General features: G+C 62.4%; 16 protein-coding genes and 1 pseudogene. 10 read left to right on the top strand and 7 right to left on the bottom strand.

The genetic code is table 11. The features are described 5' to 3' along the window. Window positions 1–21 precede the first annotated feature (21 nt). From fabI to ACXJ16_RS16665, 5 genes are read right to left on the bottom strand one after another with little or no spacing between them, the layout of a single operon-like run. Complete coding sequence (gene fabI / locus ACXJ16_RS16645; protein WP_463922649.1) at window positions 22–795, bottom strand: enoyl-ACP reductase FabI; 774 nt, start codon at window positions 793–795, stop codon at window positions 22–24. Then, a complete protein-coding gene (locus ACXJ16_RS16650; RefSeq protein ID WP_463922651.1) occupies window positions 792–1,985 on the bottom strand; it encodes an acetate/propionate family kinase in 1,194 nt (397 codons plus the stop codon). The genes fabI and ACXJ16_RS16650 overlap by 4 nt, the downstream gene beginning before the upstream one ends. Beyond that, complete coding sequence (locus tag ACXJ16_RS16655; RefSeq protein WP_463922652.1) at window positions 1,982–3,406, bottom strand: bifunctional enoyl-CoA hydratase/phosphate acetyltransferase; 1,425 nt, start codon at window positions 3,404–3,406, stop codon at window positions 1,982–1,984. The genes ACXJ16_RS16650 and ACXJ16_RS16655 overlap by 4 nt, the downstream gene beginning before the upstream one ends. 5 nt (window positions 3,407–3,411) lie before the next feature. Next, a complete protein-coding gene (locus ACXJ16_RS16660; RefSeq protein ID WP_463922654.1) occupies window positions 3,412–5,169 on the bottom strand; it encodes a PHA/PHB synthase family protein in 1,758 nt (585 codons plus the stop codon). Beyond that, window positions 5,166–5,921 (bottom strand): TetR/AcrR family transcriptional regulator, encoded by a 756-nt coding sequence (locus tag ACXJ16_RS16665; protein WP_463922655.1) that lies wholly within the window; start codon window positions 5,919–5,921, stop codon window positions 5,166–5,168. The genes ACXJ16_RS16660 and ACXJ16_RS16665 overlap by 4 nt, the downstream gene beginning before the upstream one ends. 101 nt (window positions 5,922–6,022) lie before the next feature. Here ACXJ16_RS16665 and phbB point away from each other — a divergent pair, with 101 nt between their 5' ends. From phbB to ACXJ16_RS16710, 9 genes are all read left to right on the top strand, one after another. Beyond that, window positions 6,023–6,751 (top strand): acetoacetyl-CoA reductase, encoded by a 729-nt coding sequence (gene phbB, locus ACXJ16_RS16670; RefSeq protein ID WP_463922656.1) that lies wholly within the window; start codon window positions 6,023–6,025, stop codon window positions 6,749–6,751. A 171-nt stretch (window positions 6,752–6,922) separates the two neighbouring features. Continuing rightward, window positions 6,923–7,318: a hypothetical protein gene (locus tag ACXJ16_RS16675; protein WP_463922657.1), complete on the top strand. Its 396-nt coding sequence runs from the start codon at window positions 6,923–6,925 to the stop codon at window positions 7,316–7,318. 53 nt (window positions 7,319–7,371) lie between these two features. After that, window positions 7,372–8,820, top strand: coding sequence for an efflux transporter outer membrane subunit (locus ACXJ16_RS16680; RefSeq protein WP_463922658.1), 1,449 nt, complete (start codon window positions 7,372–7,374; stop codon window positions 8,818–8,820). Continuing rightward, window positions 8,820–9,914: an HlyD family secretion protein gene (locus ACXJ16_RS16685; RefSeq protein WP_463922659.1), complete on the top strand. Its 1,095-nt coding sequence runs from the start codon at window positions 8,820–8,822 to the stop codon at window positions 9,912–9,914. The genes ACXJ16_RS16680 and ACXJ16_RS16685 overlap by 1 nt, the downstream gene beginning before the upstream one ends. A 14-nt stretch (window positions 9,915–9,928) precedes the next feature. Next, a complete protein-coding gene (gene rbbA, locus ACXJ16_RS16690; protein ID WP_463922660.1) occupies window positions 9,929–12,685 on the top strand; it encodes a ribosome-associated ATPase/putative transporter RbbA in 2,757 nt (918 codons plus the stop codon). A gap of 2 nt (window positions 12,686–12,687) precedes the next feature. Next, a complete protein-coding gene (locus tag ACXJ16_RS16695) occupies window positions 12,688–13,815 on the top strand; it encodes an ABC transporter permease (RefSeq protein ID WP_463922661.1) in 1,128 nt (375 codons plus the stop codon). A gap of 126 nt (window positions 13,816–13,941) precedes the next feature. Further along, window positions 13,942–14,295, top strand: coding sequence for a glycine zipper 2TM domain-containing protein (locus tag ACXJ16_RS16700; protein ID WP_463923284.1), 354 nt, complete (start codon window positions 13,942–13,944; stop codon window positions 14,293–14,295). Window positions 14,296–14,615: 320 nt separating this feature from the next. Continuing rightward, window positions 14,616–15,899, top strand: a complete 1,284-nt coding sequence (locus ACXJ16_RS16705) for a GGDEF domain-containing protein (RefSeq protein ID WP_463922662.1) — start codon at window positions 14,616–14,618, stop codon at window positions 15,897–15,899. Window positions 15,900–16,380: 481 nt separating this feature from the next. After that, the gene (locus ACXJ16_RS16710) at window positions 16,381–16,737 is read left to right on the top strand and encodes an antibiotic biosynthesis monooxygenase (protein ID WP_463922663.1); all 357 of its coding nucleotides are present in this window, start codon (window positions 16,381–16,383) and stop codon (window positions 16,735–16,737) included. Here ACXJ16_RS16710 and ACXJ16_RS16715 read toward each other — a convergent pair. Beyond that, entirely contained in the window at window positions 16,625–16,879 is a 255-nt protein-coding gene (locus ACXJ16_RS16715; RefSeq protein WP_463923285.1) for a zinc-binding dehydrogenase, read from the bottom strand. The genes ACXJ16_RS16710 and ACXJ16_RS16715 overlap by 113 nt on opposite strands. A gap of 370 nt (window positions 16,880–17,249) precedes the next feature. Beyond that, window positions 17,250–17,565, bottom strand: a pseudogene (locus tag ACXJ16_RS16720) (DUF2218 domain-containing protein). 145 nt (window positions 17,566–17,710) lie between these two features. Here ACXJ16_RS16720 and ACXJ16_RS16725 point away from each other — a divergent pair. Beyond that, window positions 17,711–19,930 (top strand): TonB-dependent siderophore receptor, encoded by a 2,220-nt coding sequence (locus ACXJ16_RS16725; protein WP_463922664.1) that lies wholly within the window; start codon window positions 17,711–17,713, stop codon window positions 19,928–19,930. Window positions 19,931–19,947: the final 17 nt, after the last annotated feature.

Below are 19,947 nucleotides of genomic sequence, written 5' to 3' on the forward strand. Positions count from 1 at the left end.
AGGGCAAAAGCGTTCACCGGATTAGGCCAAAAGGTGCTGCCCGCCATCGACCGGGATCACGGTTCCCGTGATGTGGCGCGCTGCGGGACTTACGAGAAATGCGGCAAGCGCGCCGACATCTTCGATCGTGGCGAGTGTACGCGCCGGCGCTACGGCTGCGGCACGTTCCAGCAGTTCGTCGAAGCGATCAATGCCACTGGCGGCCCGTGTGGCGATGGGCCCCGGCGAAATGGCGTGGGCGCGAATGCCTTTGGGGCCAAGCTCGGCGGCGACATAGCGGGTCGCGCTTTCGAGCGCGGCCTTCACCGGCCCCATCAGATTGTAGTTCTCGACCACGCGCTCGGACCCGTAGAAGGTGACGCAAAGCAGGCAGCCGCCCTCCGTCATCAAAGGCTCGGCAAGGTGGGCCATGCGCAGGAAGCTGTGGCACGATACGTCCATCGCCATAGCGAATCCATCGCCCGAACAGTCCACGACCCGCCCATGCAGGTCCTCGCGCGGCGCGAAGGCGATCGAATGCAGCAGGAAGTCGAGACCGCCCCAGCGCTCGCGCACAGCCTCGAAAAGAGCTTCGAGCTGTCCCGGCTCGCGCACGTCGCAGGGCATGGTCCACTCGATGTCGAGCTCTTTCGTCACCGGCTCGACCCAGCCACGTGCCTTCTCGTTCAGATAGGTGGCGGCGAGCGCTGCACCGCATTGCCGGAAGACCTGGGCGCAGCCTGCCGCGATGCTCTGCTCATTGGCGATGCCTATAATAAGGCCACGTTTTCCGGTGAGATCGACGAGCGGGGTCATGCGTCTCTTTTGCCTCTTATTGTGGAGATCGTGTGGAGGGCGATCATCCTTTCCTCATCAGTGGGAATGACCCGAACCTTTATCCGGCTCTGGCTGCTGCTGATCACACCTGCGTTCATGCTGTTGGCGCTCTCGTCGAGCTCGACCCCAAGCCAGGCCAGCTTGCCGCAGATGCTCGTGCGCATGTCGGCATCATTCTCGCCGATCCCTGCGGTGAAGACTATGCCGTCGAGGCCTTCGAGCGCAGTGACGAGTGCACCTGCTTCCCGTGCGGCACGCCAGGCGAACAGGGTTATCGCCTGGTCGGCTTCGGGGGTTCGGGTTTGCGAAAGCGCGCGCACATCGCTGGAAATGCCCGAGACGCCGAGCAGTCCGGACTTCTTGTAGAGCAAATCTTCCACTTCGGCCGCGCTCATGCCGAGCTGGGTTTGAAGGTAGAGCACCACACCGGGATCCAGCGATCCGCACCGCGTTCCCATCATCAGGCCGTCGAGCGCGGTGAAGCCCATGGTCGTGTCCATGCTCTTGCCTGCCCTCATGGCGCACAGGCTGGCGCCATTGCCAAGATGTGCGGCGATGACCCGGCCTTGCGCCAGAGCAGGGTCGAGTTCCGCGAGTTTGCGTGCGATATATTCGTAGGAGAGCCCGTGAAAGCCGTATCGCCTGATGCCCTTATCATGGAGGGCGCGCGGGAGGGCGAGGCGGGACGCGATCTCGGGCTTGTCGTGATGGAAGGCTGTGTCGAAGCAGGCGACCTGGAGCAGGTCGGGCTGCAGGGCGGAGACCGCGCGGATGGCGGCAAGGTTGTGCGGCTGGTGCAGCGGCGCGAGGGGGCACAGCGTCTCGAGTTCCGCCAACACCGCGTCATCGACAAGACAGGGCGCGGCGAACTCAATGCCGCCATGCACGACCCGGTGGCCAATCCCGATGACCTGGTGACCCTGCAAATGCTCGCCCGCCCAGAAGAACAGATATTCCAGCAGCTCGGCATGGCTGAGCGCTGCCCCCTGCGGCCAGTCTCGTTCGTGAAGTGTATCGCCCTTCGCGGTGCGTATCAGCAGGCTCGGTGCGATCCCGATCTTCTCGATCTTGCCGCCCGCGGACAATTCCGGCCGATCCTTCTCGTCGAGGGTGAACAGCGCGAACTTGATGCTGGAAGAGCCGGAATTGAGCGCGACGACAGCCCTCATGCAGCGCCTCCCGCCGCAACGCCCGGAGCGGCCTTGGTTGCGGCCCGAGCGAGGAGCACGGCGACCGCGCAGGAGGCAAGCCGTGTGCGCAGGCTGTCGGCGCGGCTCGTGAGGATGATCGGCACACGGGCCCCCAGCACTACACCGGCCGCATCCGCGCCGCCCAGGAACGTCAGCTGCTTTGCGAGCATGTTGCCTGCCTCGATGTCTGGGACGACCAGGATTTCCGCCTTGCCGGCCACGGGCGAGACGATGCCCTTCTCTTTTGCCGCCGCCTCGCTGATCGCATTGTCGAAGGCGAGGGGCCCATCAAGCAGCCCGCCCGTGATCTGCCCGCGATCGGCCATCTTGCAAAGCGCGGCCGCGTCGAGCGTCGACTGCATGGCGGGATTGACCGTCTCGACGGCGGAGAGGATCGCGACCTTTGGCTGTTCGATCTCGATCACATGGGCGAGGTCAATGGCGTTGCGGATGATGTCCGCCTTCTCCTCGAGCGTGGGCGCGATGTTTATCGCCGCGTCGGTGATGATCAGCGGCCGGGGATGGCCAGGCACATCCATGAGATAGGCGTGGCTGATGCGACGTTCGGTCCTGAGGCCCGTCGTGCGCGCGACGACGGCCCCCATCAGCTCGTCGGTATGAAGCGAGCCTTTCATCAGCAGCCGGGCCTCGCCAGCCTGGATCAGCGCCACAGCCTTTGCGGCTGCATCATGACTATGGTCGGCGGGGATGATGCGGTAGGCGCTGATATCCTTGCCGGCGTCCTCTGCCGCCTTGCGGATCTTCGCCTCGGGACCCACCAGCAACGCTTCGATCAGCCCGGCGTCCGCGGCCTCGACGGCGGCCGCGAGCGCGGCAGCCGAGCAGGGGTGGGCGACCGCGGTCGGCACGGGTTTGTCCGAGGCCGCCGCCGCGATCAGCCGATGGTAGCCGTCATGATCCGATAGGCGGAAGTCGGGCAGGGCCATGCGGGGTCGGCGAACCTTTTCCTTCGGGGCCTTCACCTCGGCTTCACCCGTGATCACTTCCTCGCCATTCTGGTTGGTGCAGCGGCAGTCGAACAGGACGATGCGCTTTTCGGGCCGTTTCTCGAGCACGGTGACGGTGGCGGTGATGGTGTCGCCCAGACCGACGGGCCGCACGAAGCGCAGCGACTGGCTGAGATAGATGGCGCCGGGGCCTGGCAGTTCGGTGCCAAGGACTGCGGAGATGAGACCGCCGCCCCACAGGCCATGGGCGATCACCCGGCGGAACATGTCGGTCGCCGCATAATCTGCGTCGAGATGCGCCGGATTGACGTCGCCCGACACGAGCGCGAACAGGGCGATGTCCTGACGCGACAATGTGCGCGTCACGCTCGCCGTCTCGCCGATCGCGATTTCGTCGAACGTCCGGTTCTCGATCATCTCGGCTTCGCTCATTGGCTTCATGGCTCCATCACATAGCGGCCCGGTGCGGGCATGATCGGTGAGAATCCTTTGTCCGGGGCACCAATCGTGGGGGGTGAACAGGGTTCGCTCGAGCGGGCGGCAAGCCATTCGCCCCATTCGATCCACCAGGAGCCGTCCTTCAGAGGCGCACGCGCCAGCCATTCGTCCGGATCAAAGGATTGGCCATCCTGCTCCCGCGTCAGCACATGATAGCGGCGGCCCTTGCGGCCCGGCTCCGAGACGATGCCGGCATTGTGGCCGCCGCTTGTCAGAACGAAGGTGATCTCGGCGCCGGTCAGCAGGTGGATCTTATGGACTGAATGCCAGGGCGCGACATGATCGCGCTCGGTGCCGACGACGAACATCGGCGCGCGGATCGCCGACAAAGCGATGGTGCGATCGTCGACCTTGAACTTGCCCTCGGCGAGATCGTCATTGAGAAACAGCCGGGTCAGATATTCGCTATGCATCGCATAGGGCATGCGCGTGCCGTCGGCGTTCCACGCCATGAGGTCGTTCATCGGCTCGCGCTCGCCCATGAGGTAGGTCGAGAGCAGCCGCGACCAGATGAGGTCGTTGGACCGCAGGATCTGGAAGGCGCCGCCCATCTGGTCGCTGTCGAGATAGCCGCGCCCCCACATCATGTTGTCGAGGATGTTGAGCTGCGCCTCGTCGATGAAGAGGCCGAGTTCGCCGGGTTCGCTGAACTCCGTCTGCGCGGCAAACAGCGTGACACTTGCCAGCCGTTCGTCGCCGTCGCGGGCCATGGCGGCGGCCGCGATGGAAAGAAGTGTCCCGCCCAGGCAATAGCCGGCCGCATGGACCTTCTGCCCGCCGGTGATCGCACTGATCGCATCGAGCGCGGCCATCGGACCCATGCGCCGATAGGCGTCCATGTCGAGATTGCGGTCGTCGCTGCCCGGATTGTGCCAGGAGATCATGAAGACCGTGAAGCCCTGGTCCGTCAGCCAGCGAACCAGCGAGTTGTCGGGCGAGAGGTCGAGAATATAGTATTTCATGATCCATGCCGGCACGATCAGAATCGGCTCGGGCCGGACGGTGTCGGTGGTGGGCTCATACTGGATGAGTTCGATGAGGTGATTGCGATAGACGACCTGCCCTTTGGCGGTCGCCACCTTTTCGCCGACCGGATAGGCGTCTGTCCCGACCGCCGGCTCGCCGCGTATTGTGCGCTGCAAGTCCTCGATCAGATGCTGGAAGCCTTCGACGAGGCATTGTCCGCTCGTCTCCGCGATGCGCTGCTGCAGCACGGGATTGGTCGCAAGGAAGTTGGTCGGGGCGAACAGGTCCAGCATCTGCCGTGCGGCGAAAGCGACCTGGGCTTCATGCGCTTTGGAAACGCCCGCGATGCCGGTGGTGGCCGCGTGCCACCATTGCTGGTTGAGCAGGAAGGACTGAGCGATATGGTTGAACGGCGGTTGCTTCCAGGCTGGAGCGGCAAAGCGCCTGTCCTGCGGTAAGGGCTCAATTGCCGGGGCCGCGTCCGCGTCGAGCGCACTGCGTCCCACATAGTCGAACAGGCGCATATATTTGCGCGCGACCTTGGCGCCGAGTTGAAGCTGCTTGCCCGGAGAGGCCAGGAGATGCAGGCCCCAGTCGGCGGCGGCCAACATCATCGTCGCGGGGGACAGGCCATGGGTCGTCTGGGCGATCGCTGCGGCTGCCGCGTGATCGAGGGTCTGCGCGATGCCGTCAAGAGGATCGGGGCCCTGCGGCATGGTGGACCAACTCATGGGTTCAACTCCTTCCCGTTGATCGGCTCGCCTGTCTCGACGCGCGCGAGATAGGGCAGACTTGTGGAGATTAGATGGAGCGTGCGCTCGAGATAGGCCCGCCTATCTTCGACAGTATTCCCGAGTTCCTGCCGATGAAGGATCCGGCTGCGGGGTGCGCGCACCAGTGCATCGAAAAGAAATTCCGTGACAAAGCGCCTATCGCTTTCGGTCAAGCTCGCGAACGAGGGGGCCCGGATCAGGATCTCGTGGAATTGTTCTGCCAGGGGCGCGGTCCCGGGGGTCAGTTCCCTCAGGGAGACATCCGGGTGCGACTTGACGACGTCCCGGATAAGGAACTCCAGACCGATCGCTTCGGGCATAAGCGCGCCTTCGAGCAGTTTCTCCGCCACGAACAGGATCCGCTCGTGCAGAGTGCCCTCAGGAACGGACAGCGGCGCTTCGAGGCCCGATATTGCCCGATGCCGCAAAGCGGCGACCAGCAGAGCCTTCTTCGTTCCGAAACGCAGATAAAGCGTGCGTTTGGAAACCTGCGCTGCCTGGGCGATGCCCTCCATGCTGGCGGCGTCGATACCGAGGCGAACGAACTCCCCAAAGGCGGCATGCAGGATACGGGACTGCAGTAACGCGGCCGCGTCCAGCGTGGGCCGGCCGCCTCGCCGGTCAGGGCATGATGGCCGGATCGGGTGTGCAGAGATTGTCGTGCGCGTTCGCGGCAAAGGGCTGATCCTTCTAAAAGTCAGCCAGGTCATAGCGGCGAGGCAGAACTACACGGATGCGTATATATACTAATGTGCGGCAGCGGTTCGGCTGGCCACGATGATGGCAACCGAAACGAACCAGGACCAGATTCATGCAGACCATCGCCCTCGTCACCGGTGGCACCCGGGGCATCGGCGCGGCCATCGCGCGCGCTCTCGCAGCCGAGGGCCACAAGGTGGCAGCCACCTATCACAATAATGACGAGGCGGCGGAGAGCTTCGCCGCGGATACCGGCGTCTCGATCTTTCGCTGGGATGTCGCCGACGAGGCGTCCTGTCGCGGCGGTGTGGCGCGCGTCGAGCAGGCGCTCGGCCCGGTCTCCATCCTCGTCAACAATGCCGGGATCACCCGCGACACCATGTTCCACAAGATGGGCTGGGATCAGTGGCGAGCGGTCCTCTCGACCAATCTCGACTCGCTCTTCGGCATGACGCGCGCGGTCATCGAGGGCATGCGCGAACGGGGCTTCGGGCGCATCGTCAACATCTCCTCGATCAACGGGCAGAAGGGCCAGATCGGGCAGGTCAACTATTCGGCCGCCAAGGCAGGCGTGATCGGCTTCACCAAGGCGCTCGCGCTGGAAAACGCAGCCAAGGGCATCACCGTCAACGCGGTCTGCCCGGGCTATGTCGACACTGACATGGTCGCGCATGTCCGGGAGGATGTACGAGCCGCCATCATCGCCGGCATCCCGGTCGGCCGGCTTGGGAATCCGGAAGAAATTGCCGAGGCGGTAGCCTGGCTGACCTCATCCCGCGCCGCCTTTTGCACGGGATCGGTGCTCACCATCAATGGCGGCCAATATATCGCCAATGGCTGAGCCTGACGCTGGAGACAGTCTCCCTTGAGGACATGATCTCCATTCAATCTCCATCGAATTGCGTCAAGGCGAACCCGCTTCGGCGCCACGTCAGACGCTGAAGAGGACAGGACAATGAGCTATCCATTCGATCAATTTGCTTCGATCTCGGGGGCCAATCGCCAGCTTTTCATGAAGCTGCTCGATATCGCGCGCAGCGCCAATGAGCGCCAGGCGCAGATCGGCGCCAGGATCGCGGCGGGATTTGCAGAGCAGATCCGGGAACACAAAACAGGCGCCGGCGTGCCGCTGGCCCAGATCGGCGATACGTTCAAGGAACTGGAGCAGAGCCGCCAGACGGTGCTGGCCGAAGCCAAATCGGCGATCGAGGAATGGCGGACCGAGACCGGCGATCTGATATCGCCCGAAACCGGCCAGGAGCAGATGGCCGTCGCGCTGCAGAACTGGTCGAAGCTCGTGCTGGCGCCGTTCGAGCTTCTTTCCAAGGTGTCGGTAACGCCGACTCCAGCAGCCGGCACGCCTGAAACCAAAGCGGCGAAACCCGCCACCACCGACAAGCAAGGCTGAACGCGATGACATGGGGCGGGCGTGGTCGCATGGGGATGATGGGATCGGAAAACTTGTTTGGTCGGATCGGCGTGGTCCTGCCGCTGCTTATCCTCTCCGGTTGCTCCTTTGCCCCCGATCACGTCCGCCCTGCCTTGCCTGTGCCCGGCCAATATGTATCACCGGCAAGCAATGGAACGTCGGTCGGAGCCCTCGCCTGGCGCGACTATTTCCGGGACGCGCCGCTCCAGGCGCTGATCGAGCAGGCGCTCGCCAATAATCGCGACATCCGGATCGCCAGCGCCCGGGTCGCGGAGGCGCGGGCCTCTTGGCGGATCGAAGGCGCGGCGCTCTATCCCGAACTCAATGCCGTCGGGACGGGCACGCGCGGCCGATCCCTGTTCAATCTGCCAAGCGTCGGCGCGACCCCGGTCGATGTCAGGCAGATCAGCGCGCAACTGAGCGCCAGCTGGGAAATCGACTTCTGGGGACGCCTGCGCAACCTGCGCGATGCCGCGCGCTGGCAATATCTCGCGACCGAAGAGGCGCGGCGCGCGGTTGCGACGGACCTTATCGCCCAGGTGGCGAATGGCTATCTGCTCGAGCGCGAATTTGAGGAGCGTACCGCGCTCGCCCGCCAGTCCATATCCACGCGCGAAGAAGCATTGAGGATCCTGCGCCGCCGCTACGAAGTGGGCTCAGGCTCGAAACTCGACATGGCGCAGGCCCAGACCCTGCTTGCCCAGGCCGAGACGGCGCTACAGGCGCTGGAACAGGACCGCGAGGTGAACCGCAATGCCCTGGCGCTACTGGTCGGCGGGCTGGTGGAGATCACGCCGGGGCGGCTCGGCATGGCCGAGCTTGAACCGCATGTCGCCATTCCCGCCGGGCTCCCGTCCGAACTGCTGGTCAACCGTCCCGATATCGTCGCCGCAGAACATCGCCTGCGCGCCGCCAGCGCCAATATCGGCGCCGCGCGCGCGGCCTTCATGCCTAATATCAGCCTGACCGGCGCCTATGGCACGATGAGCGACAAGCTGGATGGCCTGTTCACCGGCGGCAGCGAGGCCTGGAGTTTCTCGCCGACCATCAGCCTGCCGCTGTTCAACGCCGGGCGTCTCAAAGGCAATCTCGATGTCGCCAAGGCACGGCAGGACCTCGCGGTCGCTGAATATGAGCAGACGATACAGCGTGCCTTCCGCGACGTCTCCGACGCCCTGGTGCGCCGCCGCCAGCTGGCCTTACAGATCGATACGACGGCCCGGCTGCTCGATGCGCAGCGCGAACGCGCGCGGCTGGCGCAGCTTCGCTTCGACAACGGACGCTCGGCCTATCTCGAGGTGCTCGATGCTCAGCGCGACCTGTTCGAGGCGGAGCAGGGGCTCGTTCAACTGCGCCGTGCCGAGATGGGGAGCGCGGTCGCGCTCTATTCGGCGCTGGGCGGCGGTTTTCCGGCGGGCAGGAATTTCGACGATGGTACCGCGCAAGCGCGCGCAGTGACGGACAATGGGGGACAGCGCTGATGACGCAGGGCCGTAAGACATGGTTGATCAGGGGCGCCATTGCAGCCTCCGTGCTGGTCGTAGTGGTCCTCCTCTGGAAGCTGCTCCAGCCAGCAGGGCTTCCCGACGGGATCGTCGGCGGTAACGGCCGTCTCGAGGCGGTCGAGATCGACGTCTCGGCCAAGTCCCCGGGACGCATCCGTGACATCCTCGCCGACGAAGGGCAGTTGGTGAAAGCGGGCGATGTCGTCGCCCATATGGATGTCGATGTGCTCAAGGCCCAGCGCCAGGAAGCGCAGGCGCAACTCGCCCAGGCACAGAATGCAATCCTCGTCGCCGAGAGCCAGGTCGCGCAGCGGCAGAGCGAGCGCGCCGCTGCCTTTGCTACCGTTCGCCAGCGCGAAGCCGAGGCGAGCGCTGCACGCAAGCGCCTCGGGCGCTCCGAGACGCTGGCGCGCGAAGGCGCGACCGCGGTGCAGGAGCGCGATGACGATCAGGCACAGGTCGAGGGTGCTTCGGCATCGGTCGAGGCTGCAAAGGCTCAACTCGCCTCGATCGACGCGGCGATCGCGTCGGCGCGCTCGCAGGTGATCGGCGCCAGGTCCAATGTCGATGCGGCTCGCGCCACGATCGAGCGCATCGATGCAGACATCCGCGACAGCGATCTGCGCGCACCGCGTGCCGGCCGCGTCCAGTATCGCGTCGCGCAGCCCGGCGAGGTGGTGGCAGGCGGCGGCCGCGTTCTCAACCTGGTCGACCTGTCCGATGTCTCGATGACCTTCTTCCTTCCCGAGACGGTCGCCGGGCGCGTGGGCATCGGTAGCGAAGTGCGGATCGTCCTCGATGCGGCGCCCGAATATATCGTCCCGGCCAAGGTTAGTTTCGTTGCCGATGTGGCCCAGTTCACGCCCAAGACCGTGGAGACCACGAGCGAGCGGCAGAAGCTGATGTTCCGCGTCAAGGCGCGCATCGATCCCAAATTGCTCGAGCGGCATATAGCCTATGTGAAGACTGGCTTGCCGGGCATGGCCTATGTCCGCGTTGACCCTGCGGCCAAATGGCCCGCCAATCTCAAGGTCAGGCTCTTCGAGCAGGCCGAAGCTCCGGGCAAGTGACCGGAATCGCTGCCATGGACGAGAGTGGGTCCGATGGAGACGCAGTGGTCAGGCTGCAGGCTGTCAGCCTCCATTATGGCAAGACCCAGGCGCTTCGCGGACTGACCCTGGATGTTCCCTCGGGCCGCATGGTCGGTCTGATCGGTCCCGACGGCGTTGGCAAATCGAGCCTGCTCTCGCTGGTCGCCGGCGCGCGGGCCGTGCAGGAGGGGGACGTGACTGTCCTGGGCGGCGACATGCGCGATGCGCGGCACCGTGAAGCCGCCTGTCCACGCATCGCCTATATGCCGCAGGGCCTGGGCAAGAATCTCTATCCCACGCTGTCGGTCGAGGAGAATCTTCAGTTCTTCGCCCGCCTGTTCGGCCATGGCGCGGCCGAACGCCGCCGGCGGATCGACGATCTGACGCGCAGCACCGGGCTCTATTCCTTCCTCTCGCGCCCTGCCGGCAAGCTTTCTGGCGGCATGAAGCAGAAGCTGGGGCTGTGCTGCGCGCTCATCCACGACCCCGATCTCCTGATCCTCGACGAGCCGACCACCGGCGTCGATCCGCTGGCGCGCGCGCAGTTCTGGGACCTGATCGCGCGCATTCGGGGGGATCGCCCGGGCATGAGCGTGATCGTCGCCACCGCATACATGGACGAGGCCCAGCGCTTCGACTGGCTGGTGGCGATGGACGATGGCCTCGTTCTGGCGACGGGTAGTCCTGCGCAGATACTGGAACGGACCGGAAGCGCCGGTCTTGAGGAAGCTTTCGTCGCGCTGCTGCCGGAGGAGCGCAAGCGCGGACACGCGCCCGTTGTCATACCGCCGCTGGAAGCGGACGCCGACGACATCGCCATCGAGGCTGACGGCCTCACCATGCGCTTCGGCGATTTCGTCGCGGTCGATCATGTGAGCTTCCGCATCCGGCGCGGGGAGATCTTCGGGTTTCTCGGCTCCAATGGCTGCGGCAAGTCGACCACGATGAAGATGCTGGCGGGACTGCTGCCCGCCAGCGAGGGGCAGGCCTGGCTGTTCGGGCAGCAGGTCGATCCGCACGATATCGCGACGCGCCGACGCGTCGGCTATATGAGCCAGGCCTTCTCGCTCTACAGCGAGCTGACCGTGCGCCAGAATCTCGACCTCCATGCCCGTCTGTTCCATGTGCCCGGAGACGAGATTCCGGCCCGGACGCAGGAGATGGTGGAGCGCTTCGGACTCGAGGCTGCTCTCGATGACTTGCCAGAAAAGCTTCCCCTCGGCATCCGTCAGCGCCTTAGCCTCGCCGTCGCGATGGTCCACAAGCCCGAACTGCTGATCCTCGACGAGCCGACCTCCGGCGTCGATCCCGTCGCGCGCGACGCCTTCTGGCGTCTGCTCGCCGAGCTTTCGCGGCGCGACCGGGTGACGATCTTCATCTCGACCCATTTCATGAACGAGGCCGAGCGCTGCGACCGCATGTCGATGATGCACGCCGGCAAGGTCCTCGACAGCGACGCGCCCGCTCGCCTCGTGGAGAAGCGCGGCGCTGCCAGCCTTGAGGAGGCCTTCATCGGCTATCTCGTCGAGGCGGGCGGAGAGAGCGAGCAGGGGGAGGCGGTAGGAGTGGCTTCGCCTATCACATCCGAGGCAGAGACAGCGCATTCGGGCAAGGCCGGCCGCTTCTTCAGCGTCCAGCGCATGCTGAGTTATATGTGGCGCGAAACGCTGGAGCTGCAGCGCGATCCGGTGCGTGCGACGCTGGCGCTGGCGGGTTCGGTGATCCTGCTGCTGGTCATGGGGTTCGGCATCAGCACCGATGTCAACGAGCTGCGCTACGCCATTCTCGACCGCGACCAGAGCAGCGTGAGCGAGCGCTATGCGCTCGACATCTCCGGCTCGCCCTATTTTGTCGAGCAACCGGCCATCAGGGACTATGACGATCTCGACCGGCGGATGAAGAATGGCGAACTCGCGCTTGCGCTCGAAATCCCGCAAGGGTTCGGACGCGACCTTATGCGAGGGCGCCATGTGGCAATCGGCGCCTGGTTCGATGGCGCTATGCCCCAGCGCGCCGAGACCGTGCAGGGCTATATACAGGGTCTGCATCAGCATTGGCTGTCCGAGCAGATGCGCATGCAGAGCGGGGCGGCCGCCGCGACCGGCACGGTGTCGGTCGAAAATCGCTATCGCTACAATCCCGACGTCGAGAGCCTGCCGGCGATGGTGCCGACGGTCATTCCGCTCCTCTTGCTGATGCTGCCCGCCATGCTGGCCGCGCTCGCCGTGGTGCGCGAGAAGGAGATCGGCTCGATCACTAACCTCTATGTGACGCCGGTGACTCGCGCCGAATTCCTGCTCGGCAAACAGCTTCCCTATGTCGCGCTCGCCATGGTCAACTTTGTTCTCATGACGCTCATGGCTGTGTTCCTGTTCGGGGTGCCGATCAAAGGGAGCCTGCTGGCGCTTACGCTGGCCGCGCTGCTATTCTGCGTTGTCGCGACTGGCATGGGGCTGCTCGCCTCGGCGATCACCAAAAGCCAGATCGCCGCCCTGTTCCTGGCGATGGTCGGCACGCTCATGCCCGCCACAACCTTCGGCGGCATGACCGATCCAGTGTCGTCGCTCGAAGGGGGAGGACGGATCGTCGGCGAGACCTATCCCGCCACCCATATGTTCACGATCAGCCGCGGCGTGTTCAACAAGGGGCTGAGCTTCGCCGATCTCGCCGGCTCCTTCCTCCCGCTTGCTCTCGCGGTGCCGGTCATCATCGGTCTCGCAATCCTTCTCCTTAAGAAGCAGGAGCGCTAACGATGCGGCGCAAGCTCTCGAATATCTACCGGCTCGGCGTCAAGGAATTGTGGAGCCTGTGGCGCGATCCGATCATGCTGATCCTGATCGTCTTCACCTTCACCTTCGCGATCTACGGTTCGGCCTCCTCCATGCCGGAAACGCTCCACAATGCGCCGATCGCGATCGTCGACGAGGATAACAGCCCGCTCTCGCAGCGCATCGTCTCGGCCTTCTACCCGCCGCAGTTCATGGCGCCAGTCATGATCGCGCCGGCCGAGATCGATCCGGGCATGGATGCGGGCATCTACACTTTCGCGCTCCACATCCCGTCGGGTTTTCAGCGCGACGTCCTCGCTGGGCGCCATGCTGAGGTCCAGCTCAACACCGACGCCACGCGCATGACCCAGGCCTTCTCCGGAAGCGGCTATATCCAGCAGATCGTGCTGGGCGAAGTGAATGGGTTCGTGAACCGCTACCGTGGCTCATCCACACTGTCGGTCGATCTCGAAGTGCGGGCGCGGTTCAATCCCACACTCGACAAGAGCTGGTTCGGCAGCCTGTCGCAGATCATCAACCAGATCACCATGCTTTCGATCATCCTGACGGGCGCGGCCCTCATCCGCGAGCGTGAGCATGGCACGATCGAGCATCTGCTGGTCATGCCGGTCACGCCCGCCGAAATCATGCTCTCCAAGATCTGGGCGATGGGCCTCGTCGTGCTGGTATCGTCCTTCGTTTCCCTCAAGATCGTCGTCCAGGGGCTGTTGCACGTTCCCGTGGCAGGCTCGCTGCCGCTCTTCTTTTTCGGGGCCGCGTTGGTGCTGTTCGCAACGACGTCGCTCGGCATCTTCATGGCGACGTTGTCGCGCAACATGCCGCAGTTCGGCATGCTGGTGGTGCTGGTGCTGCTGCCGCTCCAGATGCTCTCGGGCGGCAACACACCGCGTGAGAGCATGCCGAAGTTCGTTCAGGACATCATGCTGGCAGCACCGACTACCCACTTCGTCGAACTGGGCAACGCCATATTGTTTCGCGGGGCGGGGGTCTCGGTCGTCTGGCCGAACCTGCTGGCGGTCGCGGTCATCGGCGCTGTCTTCTTTGCCATTGCGTTGGCGCGGTTCCGCAAGACGATCTCGGCGATGGCATGACCTCCATCGTATCACGACAAATCGCATGTATCGCCATCGCCGGCTTCCGCGGCCTGCGCAAATGGCGGGACGTCGCACAATTTTTGAAACGTCCGAAGGAGACGAGTCTTGCGTAAATCTCTGATCATGGCCCTGTTCGCGACGGTTTCTCTCGGCGGCTGCATGTCGGATGGCTATGGGGGATATGATCGCCCGGGTCGTTACGGCGATCGCGGGTATGGACGGGGTCATGACCGCCGCGATAGCTATGACCGGCGTGAGCTACGCGATCGCGATCGGATCTACCGTCACCGCGACGGCCACTATTATTGTCGGCGAAGCGATGGAACGACCGGAACGATTGTCGGTGCCCTTGCAGGCGGTGTTCTCGGCAATGTGATCGCGCCCGGAGGCTCCAAGACACTGGGCACCATCCTGGGGGCCGGTGGTGGGGCGCTCGCGGGAAGGGCGATAGACCGTAAAAATGTCCGATGTGAGTGAGACGTGCCTGATGTCTCGCCGCTCGCAGAAGGACATCAGGGCAGTTTGGCGTCGATCATCCACAGGATCATTGCCAGGAGTCCGCCCGTCAGGATGGTCAGCAAGGTGACATCGATCTGTTCGCGTATGCGGTCGAAGAGTTGCATGGGCATGACCTTTAGGTTGTCAGCGCCACGATGCGGCCGAAGCGATGGATCCGGAATGGGGGAATGTACGTAATTCGCCAGCGATTGCGCTTTTAGGCTCCCTTCTTCCCGTGTGACAGCTAGCGCCGCATTCGCTGCCTGTCCCCTCAATCAAAGATGGGTTGTTGTTCGAGAATGCTAGCTGATCTGGTATCCACAAACTCTGCACTGCTTGTCGGCACATTTTATGAGGTGCTTCAAAGAAATGAAGAGGCCGCAGTGTTTCTGCACCACAAGGTTGTCGAGGAGCGCTTGAAGCCTTCCCTGTCAGCCTGGCTGCTCGAGACATTCGTGCGGCCAAGCGAATTTGATCTTGCTGCTTTCGCGGAGCGGCAAAGAGTAATTGGCGAGGTTCACGCACGCATCAAGGTGCCAATGCATCTCGTTCAGAGAGGGGCACTTGAAATATACGCCCAACTGGCGAGTCTCATCCAGCATTCGTCTGCGCTGGGGCAGGACGGCTGGGACGCTATCGTGCTCGCTTCACAGCGAATTCACTTATCGATGATATTCATGAGCCAGGCTTATGAAAATGGCGTGGTCAGCCGCACTCGCCTGGAGGAGGCCTATAGGCTTTTCTCGCTGGATCAGGATGTCCACTATGAACGGGAAGTTCAGCGCGGCGGCCTCATGGAGTGGGCACAAGCGACCTTTTTCCATTTGCTGGAACCTGAAGAGAAGCCAGCGCTCATGCGCATTGCACAAGCGCCCTTCGGCCTTTGGATCAGGCACCGGGCGGGGGTTATGTTCGAGCACTCGCGTGAGCTTGCCGTGATATCTGAACGCCTTCGAGAAATCGACGAGGTTTTCCTGCCTCGTCTGGAAGAGGAGACGATCAGTGGTAAACGCCTGTCGCTCAAGATTCTTCGTTCAGCTGTCAATGAGATCGCTTTCCTTTTGAACGAAATGTTTCAAGGTCTCTCAGGTATGGAAAGTGGCCGCGACGCATTGACACGAGTCCTTAATCGACGCTTCCTTCCTTCTATCCTCACCCGTGAAATCAAGTTCGCCAATCTCCACCGCAAGCCTTTTGCGATCCTGATTTTGGACGTAGATCACTTCAAGCAGATCAACGATCGATATGGCCACCAGATAGGCGATGTCGTTTTGAAGCAGGTGGCAGAGATCATAGGAGAGAATATCCGCCCAAGCGACTTCCTGTTTCGGTATGGCGGAGAAGAGTTTATGATTCTGCTCGTCGAAACCGGCATCGTCGAAGCTGGTCAAATCGCCGACAGATTACGCATAGCCCTTTCCGAGCAGGACATTGCCACAGGCGAAGATCGGCTGAAGGTTACGGCTTCGTTCGGTGTCGCAGAGCATGATGGACACCCTGACCCCGAACGTCTGATCGGCAAAGCTGATGCCGCACTTTATCAGGCTAAACGGGCGGGGCGGAATAGGATTGAGGTTGCCTGACCTCGAAGCGGCTTGTGCGATCGACAACGACACAGAGCTCAAGGCGTTCGTTGTCCAACATTCACGCGCTGTTTGAGCCTTGGCTCGACGACGTGAGCGAGGGTCTCGAACACAGCGATAGGCACTATTGATGGCGGCGAAATGATGGAGCGACCTAACGATTATCTGTGCCTTGCAGGAGGGATTCTCGGCCACAAAATCGCGTCCGAAGGCTTAAAGACGCTGGACACCATCCTGGCAGTCGGTCGCTGGCGGGCATCCTGGCCGGGGTCGCGAGGCGAAAGGAGCCAGGCCTCGCTGATCGATACGCCCATACGGCTTCGCGCAGGCCCGTCTCCGATAGCATGACGTTTCTCAGATCAAACGAGAACGGGTTACATGAACCGACGATGCAGTTCAGTTTTTGTGGGCAAGTGCGAAACAGGTCGCACGGTTGCTGCTGGAGGAGACATAGGCAGTCTAGAGAGCCCTTGGCCAACCGATGCAGCTGATGATGCCGGTAGAACGGACGGAAGTCACGGTGAAGGAAGAACTAGCTGCCGCATTCGAAGCCGCAATGACCGAGCGCGGCGTTCCGCTTCTGAAGGCCGTTCCGGGCGCACCCGCAACCAGCTTCGGTCGCGGTGTGGAAAATCCTTCCAAGTTCATGCTGCTGGTCACTTGGGAAACGATTTCCGACCACCAAGCCTATAATGAGAGGTGCGCCTGCACCGAACTGAGTGAACTCATAGGGCCTTTCGCCATCGCCGCGAGCATGGGAGCATTTCGACCTCGACTGACGGTTCAGCCGACCACAGAAACAAGATGGCGACCTTTCCGAAGAACGCGCCGCTTTTAAGATGCCTCAGAGCCTCCCCGATGCGATCAAGTTCATAGACCGCATCGACGACGGGACGAATGCCATGCCTGGCGCAGAAGGCGAGCTTGCCTTTATGCGCCTCGCGGTTGCCGACGACGATCGGCGCTATCGGTATGCCGATATTCTGACCTTAGCTATGCTCGCCATCGAGCCGCCCGATCGCCGCGATGATTCCGCCCTCAGCCGCCGCGTGCGCGCATGAGTCCGTTTCCGCGCCCCCGGCCTCATTGCAGCATCTGGCTGCTCGCCGTCATGGCCGCACCCACATTTGGTATAATGTGGTCTGCCTGAAGATCAACGGGGCTTAGCTGACTATGGAGCTCCAAGGAACGGGCGTTCGACCTTTTACTATTTGGGATATCGTATCCGCCACCTAATTTTACCGGTCTGCAATCGCGTCAATGGCAAGATTTGCGTGTATCGCAAAGGAAGCAGGACTCTCCCTATGTGGCGTCCTCTACGGCAAAGCCAATTAGGTTTCCACGCGCTTTTCAAGCGTCTGTCCATTGATACTCAAAAGGCGCTTCTCGAAACGCGAAGCGATCAAGGTGCGAAGTCACGACATATTTCATGGCTGCTAACCCATCCGCATCGTTGGCCGGCAATCATTATCAGAATCGCCTGCGGCAGCTTGACGACAGACTGAGTGTCGCTTTCTTCGACTTCGAGCCTGTGCCCCCAGTGTTTGCAAAGCTGCTTTTGGTAGCGACCAGCATTTTTGGTTGCGACGGTAGCCTGACTTTCAACCATTTCGGATTTCCTAAGCATGCGAGCACCGTTGATCGGCGCGGGCAGTTCATCGGCCATGTAGGATTTCAAATTGGGGAACCGCCACAGCCGACCTCATCGGACTGGAGGGCGCAACAAAGATTCTGGATTTCGCGATAGTCGGGGTTATTGCGGCGTCGACAGGCATCGCCCTATTGCAAATTATTCGCAATAGGGGATTCAGATGGCCGGTTCGAGATTATCCGCGACCAAAACGATACACGGCATCGAGCGAGCAGGTTGGCTGGCGCGAGCGGGAATCGCCGGATCCGTCTTTGTCTACGCGCTTCTGGCGGCAGGCCCGTTGCTGGCACAGGAGACCGACGACGCCGTCATAGTCGTAAACGCCTACCGACCTGCGGAAACGATCGATGCATCGACCAAGACAACGACCCCGCCGCGCGAGACGCCCCAGTCAGTGTCGGTCATCACCCGCGATGAGCTTGACGCGCGCGGTGTGCAGACGCTCAATGAAGCCACCCGCTATGTCGCGGGTGTCCTTCCCGAAAGCCAGGGCATGGATAATCGCATCGACGACATGTACATCCGTGGCTTCGATGCGGGCGGATTTGCCAGCAACATCATGCTCGACGGGCTGCGGATGCCTTCCGACAGTTCATCGAGCTGGAACCATGCTGCCTATAATAACTGGAACATGGAGCGGGTCGAGGTCCTGAAAGGTCCATCGAGCGTCCTCTATGGCCAGCTTGCCCCCGGGGGTATGGTCAACCAGATCAGCAAGACGCCGCGAGCGGGAAAGCCGCAGATGCTGCAGCTGCTGACGGACGAATATGGCAAGTATCAGGCGGCGTTCGACCTCGGTCAGGCCAATGAGAGCGGCAGCGTCGCAGCCCGGTTTGTCGGCCTGTTCAAGGATGGTGGTACGCAACTCAAACATGTCGATCACCAGCAATGGTTTCTGGCGCCAAGCGTCACTTTCCGGGTGAGCGAGAAGACGAAGCTCACGCTGCAGGCCTTCTACCAGGAAGACAGCGGCGGCAGCACCTTCCAGTTCCTCCCCTATCAGGGATCGGTGATCCCGGCGGCGGAAGGCTATATTGACAACCGCACCTTCCTCGGCGAACCGGACTGGAACGTCTATGATCGCACGGTCTGGTCGGTTGGATGGCAGTTCGAGCACAAATTCAGCGATGCACTCAAGCTCAGCCAGAACGCGCGCTTCACCCATGTCGACTCGCTCTATCGAGCCACGGTGGTATATGGCGTGCGCGGACAGACCGTCACCAACCCCAACATCCTGACCAACGGCCGCATCATGCCTCGCAGGGCTGTACAGGGAGAAGGCGATTCGAACGGCTACACGCTCGATACGCGGCTGGAAGGACGTTTCACGACTGGGGGAATCGAGCATGTCCTGCTGGGAGGCTTCGACTGGCAACGGACAAAATGGGACTTCCTGCGCAAGCAAGCGGTCGTCTCGCAGACCGTGATCCAGATCGATATCTACGACCCGGTTTACACCGGCTATGATTTCGCGCCCACGCTGGTCAATCAGGTCGGAACGAGCGAGACGGACAGCCAGAGCGGCGCCTATCTCCAGGATCAGATCGCGGCAGGCAACTGGCGACTGACCCTGAGCGGTCGCTACGATTGGGCGAAAATCAATTCACTCAATACCCTGACAAGCGTGCGTACCCAATCGAAGAACGAAGCCTTTTCGGGCCGTGTGGGGCTTCTCTACGCCTTCCCCAATGGGCTCTCCCCCTATGCCAGCTTTTCGCAATCCTTTCAGCCTGCGATCGGAACGGGGCGCGATGGTAGTGCCTTCAAGGCGATTACCGCGGAGCAATGGGAGGTTGGTATCAAATATGAGCCGCGTTCGATCGACGGCATGATTACCTTGTCGGCCTTTGATCTCAGGCAGAAGAATGTTCTGACAGCCGATCCGCTGAACAGCGCTACTGAGAGCTTCCAGGTCCAGACCGGGGAGGTGCGCATCCGAGGCGTCGAGCTCGAGGGCCGGATCACGCCTCTTGCCGGTCTCAGTTTCATCGGCGCGGCGACACTCTTCGACTCCAAGGTCACGCACGACACCACCAATCAGGGCAACAGAATGATCCGGGTTCCTGACTGGATGGGGTCTCTCTGGCTCGACTACAGCTTCCAGCAAGGTGCCCTGGCCGGCCTGAGCCTCGCGGCGGGGGCACGCTATGTCGATGACACCTTTGGCGATCTCGCCAACACGCTGCATATCGATGCCTATCACCTCTTCGACGCGGCCATACGCTATGATCTCGGCCGGATCGGAGGGACAAAGGCGTTGCTCTCCATCAATGGCAGCAACCTTGCGGACAAACGCTATGTCGCCACCTGCTCGGCCCTCACGTCCTGCTACTATGGGTCTGGCCGGACGCTGACCGGCTCTATCAAGTTGAGCTGGTAAGCGTTCAGGAGACGGCG

The organism is Novosphingobium sp. TK71 (genome assembly GCF_055361505.1).

Bases quoted from the DNA above. Each gene is read 5' to 3' on its own strand.
- ACXJ16_RS16700 (WP_463923284.1), top strand. From the start codon at position 13,942: ATGGCCCTGTTCGCGACGGTTTCTCTCGGCGGCTGCATGTCGGATGGC.
- ACXJ16_RS16655 (WP_463922652.1), bottom strand. From the start codon at position 3,406: ATGAGCGAAGCCGAGATGATCGAGAACCGGACGTTCGACGAAATCGCG.
- ACXJ16_RS16725 (WP_463922664.1), top strand. From the start codon at position 17,711: ATGGCCGGTTCGAGATTATCCGCGACCAAAACGATACACGGCATCGAG.
- ACXJ16_RS16665 (WP_463922655.1), bottom strand. From the start codon at position 5,921: ATGACCTGGCTGACTTTTAGAAGGATCAGCCCTTTGCCGCGAACGCGC.
- fabI (WP_463922649.1), bottom strand. From the start codon at position 795: ATGACCCCGCTCGTCGATCTCACCGGAAAACGTGGCCTTATTATAGGC.
- rbbA (WP_463922660.1), top strand. From the start codon at position 9,929: ATGGACGAGAGTGGGTCCGATGGAGACGCAGTGGTCAGGCTGCAGGCT.
- ACXJ16_RS16710 (WP_463922663.1), top strand. From the start codon at position 16,381: ATGCAGCTGATGATGCCGGTAGAACGGACGGAAGTCACGGTGAAGGAA.
- ACXJ16_RS16650 (WP_463922651.1), bottom strand. From the start codon at position 1,985: ATGAGGGCTGTCGTCGCGCTCAATTCCGGCTCTTCCAGCATCAAGTTC.
- phbB (WP_463922656.1), top strand. From the start codon at position 6,023: ATGCAGACCATCGCCCTCGTCACCGGTGGCACCCGGGGCATCGGCGCG.
- ACXJ16_RS16675 (WP_463922657.1), top strand. From the start codon at position 6,923: ATGAAGCTGCTCGATATCGCGCGCAGCGCCAATGAGCGCCAGGCGCAG.
- ACXJ16_RS16695 (WP_463922661.1), top strand. From the start codon at position 12,688: ATGCGGCGCAAGCTCTCGAATATCTACCGGCTCGGCGTCAAGGAATTG.
- ACXJ16_RS16685 (WP_463922659.1), top strand. From the start codon at position 8,820: ATGACGCAGGGCCGTAAGACATGGTTGATCAGGGGCGCCATTGCAGCC.
- ACXJ16_RS16705 (WP_463922662.1), top strand. From the start codon at position 14,616: ATGCTAGCTGATCTGGTATCCACAAACTCTGCACTGCTTGTCGGCACA.
- ACXJ16_RS16660 (WP_463922654.1), bottom strand. From the start codon at position 5,169: ATGAGTTGGTCCACCATGCCGCAGGGCCCCGATCCTCTTGACGGCATC.